Source organism: Streptomyces sp. NPDC054956, from assembly GCF_053609185.1.
The window spans coordinates 1-4,423 of sequence record NZ_JBSGXB010000460.1; the positions used below are offsets into that span (position 1 = coordinate 1).

General features: G+C 72.1%; 3 protein-coding genes. All 3 read right to left on the bottom strand.

The genetic code is table 11. From position 1 onward, the window contains the following. Positions 1 to 1,168 (bottom strand): cupin domain-containing protein (locus ACWGDE_RS36565; RefSeq protein WP_453393391.1); only part of this gene is annotated, 1,168 nt, incomplete at its 3' end. Then, complete coding sequence (locus ACWGDE_RS36570; RefSeq protein ID WP_453393392.1) at positions 1,165 to 2,196, bottom strand: carbon-nitrogen hydrolase family protein; 1,032 nt, start codon at positions 2,194 to 2,196, stop codon at positions 1,165 to 1,167. The genes ACWGDE_RS36565 and ACWGDE_RS36570, both read right to left, overlap by 4 nt. Before the next feature lie 19 nt (positions 2,197 to 2,215). After that, positions 2,216 to 4,423 (bottom strand): oxidoreductase (locus ACWGDE_RS36575; RefSeq protein WP_453393393.1); only part of this gene is annotated, 2,208 nt, incomplete at its 5' end.

The following is a 4,423-nucleotide window of genomic DNA, read 5'->3' on the forward strand; positions in this document are numbered from 1 at the left end:
TGCACGCCCGGTTCGTCCTCATGCACCTGCCGTCCCCGCAGCACATGGTCGAGAGGCTGGCCGGGCTGCTCGCCCCCGGCGGAGTACTGGTCATCTCTTCGCGGTGGAAGCCGAGGGAGCGCATGACGGGGAAGTCGTTGAAGGAGAACAGGCAGGCGTCCTCGGACTGGTCGAGGTTGTGGTGCTCGTGCCAGGCCCAGGAGGGGACGCAGAAGATGTCTCCCTGCTTCCACGCGAAGCGCTGCCCGGCGATCACCGAGACACCGTGCCCCTTGGCCGCCGTGTAGATCACCGACCCGGTGTGACGGTGGGCCTTGGTGGCCTGGCCCGGGCGCAGCAGCTGCATGTGGGCGCCCAAGGTGGGCATGACCGAACCGCCGGTCACCGGGTTGGTGTACTCCGCGATGACCCCGTCGTACGGGGAGCCCTCGGTGGCCTCGGCCAGGCCGCGCAGGGCCTCGTACGTCGGCTCCCACGGGTAGGCCAGGAGCGGGGAGTAGGGCCGGGTCCACTTCTCGGAGCCGTACGGGAGCAGGTTCGCGGCGTAGGTCAGGACCGAGGAGTTGATCACCTTCCCGGGCTCCTGGTACAGCTCGGGGTGGACCTCGTAGAACCCGGCGTCCAGGGCGTTGACCAGCGGGATGTCGAGACCGTCCTGCCAGATCACCGGGGCGTCCGTCCCGTCGTTGCCGTGCTCGTGCCAGGTGCCGTTCGGGGTGATGGCGAAGTCGCGGGGGCCGACCTTGAGCTTCTGCCCGTCCACGATCGTCCACGCGCCGGTGCCCTCGTGGACGAAGCGCAGCGCCGCGGCCTGGTGGCGGTGGGCGGTCATCGCCTCGCCGGGGCCCATGATCTGCAGTCCGGTGTAGAGGAGCCCGGCGGCCGCGCTGACGTCCTTGCGGCCGGGGTTGACCAGCATCACCACGCGGCGGCCCGCGTCGTCGGCCCGGACCAGCCCGAGCGCCTTGTGGACCAGGGGCCGCAGCTCCTCGTAACGCCACAGCACCGGAACGGACTTGGGCTGCGGGTACCAGGGCTCGATGTCGTTGGCCACGGTCCACAGCGCGCCCGCCTCCAGGGCTTCGAGTTCGGCGTAGTAGGCGGTGAGTTCGGGAGTGTCCGAGACCCTGGCGCGGCCGAGCGCGGTGTCGTCCTGTTCGATGGTCATGCGTCCTCCTCGGGGGTGGCGGTCAGCGGACCGGAGATCGGCCCGGCGAGCGGGGCGGTGAAAGTGACGGGCCGGCGCGGGCGGTTGTCGACTTCCAGGCGGAACACGTCGAAGCGGTTGTAGTGCCCGGTGATGTCGTGCATCTGCTTGGGCTGGATGCACCGGGCCAGGTCGATCTCGGCGTAGACGATGCCCTCGACGTCCACGAGCGGCTCCGTGACCGGGCGTCCGTCGGGCCCGAAGATGCCGGACAGGGCGCTGCGCGGGCGGTTGAACAGGGCCCGTACCTCCTCGTCGTCACCGGCGACGGCGTCGACGATCTCGGGGGAGACGGTGGAGCAGGCGACGACGGAGAAGACCTTGCCCTCGAAGCTGTGGGCGGCGGTTCGTACGGCGATGGCCTCGGCCATGTCGTAGTCGGTCGGTGCCACCGGCAGTGCGATGTAGCAGGCGGCGTGCACGAGTTCGCCCTGCGCCAGCAGGGTGAAACGGGCCAGGGTGTTGGTGTTCTCCCCGCACGCCAGCGCCCCGATCGGTCCGACGGGGCTCTGGTGGACGCGCAGCGAACTGCCGTCGCCGCCGGTCCAGGTGAGCTTCTCGGCCCAGGTGGGCACCAGCTTGCGGTGCACGCCGAGCAGTTCGCCGTCGGGCCCGATGGTGAGCAGGGTGTTGTAGAGCACGCCCAGACTGTGCGGGGCGCGCTCGTTCACACCGATGACGAGGACGACCCCGTACTGGCGGGCCGCCGCGCGCAGGGTGTCGACGTGCGGGCCGGGCACGTCGATGGACGCGCGCTGCAGCCGCTCGAACCAGGGCGAGCCCTGGACCGGGTTCATCGTCCAGTTCCAGTACGGATAGCCGGGGACGAACGCCTCGGGGAAGACGACGAGTTCGGCGCCCTTCCCGGCGGCCTCCGCGATCAGGGCGACGGCCTTGTCGACGGTGGCGGCGGGATCGAGGTAGACGGGGGCGGCCTGTACGGCGGCCGCGGTGAAGCGGGGCAGGTCGTGCGGGGGACGGGTCTCCATGGGATCTCGGCCGTTCCGTTCAGTGGGCCGGCGCGGTGACGCGCGGCAGCCATCGCTGGTGCACCGGTGCGGCGGGCTGCCGCAGCAGTTCGAGGCGGGGCGGGATCCGGTCGGTCCGCGCTGCCGGCGGCCGGGCGCTGCCGGCCCGCCAGGATTCGGCCCAGGGCGCTGCCGGCCCGCGGTAGCCCTGGGCGGCGGCCGCGTGCAGGGTCCACAGGGGGTCGTGGAGCTGCGCCCGGCCCACCGCGCACAGGTCGGCCCGGCCGGCCAGGATCACCGAGTTCACGTCGTCGTACGTGGAGATCGCGCCGACGGCGATGGTCGCCGCCCCGGTGGCGTTGCGGATCAGGTCGGCGTACGGGGTCTGGTAGCTGCGGCCGAAGCGCGGCCGCTCGTGGGAGACCACCTCGCCGGTCGAGACGTCGATCGCGTCGGCGCCCGCCGCGACCAGGGCGCGGGCGATGTGCACCGCGTCGGCCTCCTCCAGACCGCCCTCGGCCCAGTCGGCCGCCGAGATCCGCACCAGCAGGGCCTTCGTGGCCGGCCACACCGCCCGTACGGCGCCCAGCACTTCGAGCGGGAAGCGGAGCCGGCCCTCGACCGCTCCGCCGTACTCGTCGGTGCGCAGGTTGGTCAGCGGGGACAGGAACCCGGACATCAAATGGCCGTGCCCGTACTGGAGTTCGAGGACGTCGAAGCCGGCGCGGTCGGCGCGCTCCGCCGCGCGCACGAAGTCCCGTACGACCAGGTCCATATCGGCGCGGCCCGCCTCGACGGGGACCGGGCTCGACGCGTCCCAGGGCAGCGCGGAGGCGGCCAGCAGCGGCCCCTCGGCCGCCTTGCGGCCGGCGTGGGTGAGCTGGATGCCGAGGCAGGTGTCCGACTGGCCGTGCGCGAAGGCGGTGATCCGCCGCCAGGCGGCCTCCTGCTCGTCGGTCCACAGGCCCGGGCAGCCCGCGTCGGTCCGCCCGGCGGCGCTGACCGAGGTCATGCCGGCGATGACCAGGGCTGCGCCGCCCATGCTGTGGGTGCCCAGGTGGACGAGGTCGAAGTCGCCGGGGATCCCGTCGTGGGCCGTGGACAGGGCCATGGGGGGCACGACGATCCGGTTGCGCAGGCGCAGGCCGCCGATCCGGAAGGGCCGGAACATGGGCGGGACCGGCGCCGAGGAGTTGACGGCGGTGGTGAACTCCTCGTCGCGCACGCGCAGGTTGTCGTAGGTGACGCGGCGGCTGCGGGTCAGCAGGTTGAAGGCGAACTGGTGGGAGTCCTGGCCGGTGTACCGGTCGATGTTCTCGAACCATTCGAGGCTGGCCTGGGCCGCCCGCTGGGTGGACTCCACGACGGGCTTGCGCTCCTCCTCGTACGCGGCGAGCGCGCTCGGCACGTCGGGGTGCTCGTGCAGGCAGGCGACCAGCGCGAGGGAGTCCTCCATGGCGAGCTTGGTGCCGGAGCCGATGGAGAAGTGCGCGGTGTGCGCGGCGTCCCCGAGCAGCACCGTGTTGGCGTGCCGCCAGGTGCGGTTGCGCACGGTGGTGAACCGCAGCCACTTGGAGTTGTTGGGGATGAGCCGGTGGCCGTCCAGGTGCCCGGCGAGGATCTCCTCGCAGCGGCGGATCCCCTCCTCGTCACTGGCGCCGGGCGGCAGGTCGAGGCCGGCGGACGCGCCGAAGCCGCCGCGCTGCCAGGTGTCCTCGTCCATCTCGACGATGAACGTGGAGCGGGTGTCGTCGTACGGGTACGCGTGCACCTGGAGGGTGCCGAACTCGCACTCCTCGACGATGAAGGTGAAGGCCTCGAAGACCTTGTCCGTGCCGAGCCACATGTAGCGGCCCGAACGCTCGTCGAGATCGGTGCCGAAGGTGTCGGCGTAGGCGGCCCGGGCGGCCGAGCGCACCCCGTCGCAGGCGACCACCAGGTCGTACTCGGCGGCCAGTTGCTCCGGCGGCGGAGACTGCGTGCGGTAGCGGACGTCCACCTCGAGGGCTGCGCAGCGCTCCTGGAGGATGCCCAGCAGGCGGCGGCGGCCCAGAGCGGCGAAACCGTGCCCGCCGGAGGTGAGGGTCCGGCCGCGGTGGCGGACGTCGATGTCGCTCCAGCGGGCGAACTCCGCCGACATCGCGGCGTGGACGGCCGGATCGGCCTGGGCGATGCCGTCGAGGGTCTCGTCGGAGAAGACGACCCCGAAGCCGAAGGTGTCGTCGGGAGCGTTGCGCTCCCAGACGGT